Genomic DNA, 941 nt, shown 5'->3' with positions numbered 1-941 from the left:
CGAGACCCGAGCGGGGTGCCGAGACGGAGCGAGCGCGAGCCCTCGTGACGGGCGAGGTACAACGCGTCCGTGCCGTCGAGCATGGCGACCTGCACCAGTTCGGAGGCGAGCTGCGGCGAGGCCTCGCACACGCTGTAGAACTCCCGCACCTGGTTGAACTGCGCGGCGAACGCGCCACCCAGTTCGGCGGTGCGCACGCCGAGGCGGTAACCCTGCGGCGTGCGGTCGACCATGCCGCCGGCCTCGAGCGCGAGACAGAGGTTCGCGGTCGACGACTTGGCCAGTCCCAGGTCCCCGGCCAGCTCGGTGAGCGTGCGCGGGCCACCGGCCTCGGCGAGGATCCCGAGCAGGCGGATGCTGCGGGTCACGGCGGGTGCGGGGTCTCGCCCCTCGCGGGTGTCGTCATCCATGGCCGCGCCTTTCGCGCTCGGGATCCCGTCAGGCGGTGAAGACCTGCAGGTCGATCAGTAGAACTCGACCGTATCGACCACCGCGGCCAGCGGCTCGCCGTCCAGCAGGCGTGCCGCGTTCTCCGCGAAGCGTCGAGCGATCCGCTCCTCCTCCTTGGAGCTGAGGGCTGCGGTGTGTGGGCTCACCAGCACGTTCGGGTGCCCCCACAGCGGCGAGGCGGCATCGAGCGGCTCCTGCTCGAACACGTCGAGGGCGGCGAAGGCCACGCGACCATCGTCGAGCGCGCCGAGCAGCGCGACCTCGTCGATAACGGTGCCGCGGCCCACGTTGGCGATGATCGCACCGGGCTTGACGGCCTCGAGCACGTCGGCGCCGATCAGATGGTGCGTCTGCGCCGTGCCGGGAAGGGTGACGACGATCGCGTCGACACCGGCCACGGCCTCGGTCAGCTCGCCCAACGGCACGAGACGATCCACACCCGCCACCGGCTCACCCGAGCGCGTCGTGCCCCACACCCGCGCGCCGAGCGC

General features: G+C 71.9%; 2 protein-coding genes. Both read right to left on the bottom strand.

Going from position 1 to position 941, the window contains the following annotated elements; genetic code table 11:
- Positions 1-410 (bottom strand): helix-turn-helix domain-containing protein (locus DSP71_RS23920; RefSeq protein WP_258546450.1); only part of this gene is annotated, 410 nt, incomplete at its 3' end.
- Positions 411-464: 54 nt separating this feature from the next.
- On the bottom strand, positions 465-941 hold a 477-nt coding region (locus tag DSP71_RS23915), incomplete at its 5' end, for an NAD(P)-dependent oxidoreductase (protein WP_309472623.1).

Source organism: Microbacterium sp. H6 (assembly GCF_003314775.1).
GTDB lineage: Bacteria > Actinomycetota > Actinomycetes > Actinomycetales > Microbacteriaceae > Microbacterium > Microbacterium oxydans.
Note: the sequence above shows the minus strand (reverse complement) of the source record. Positions and strands in the feature narration are given on the sequence as shown.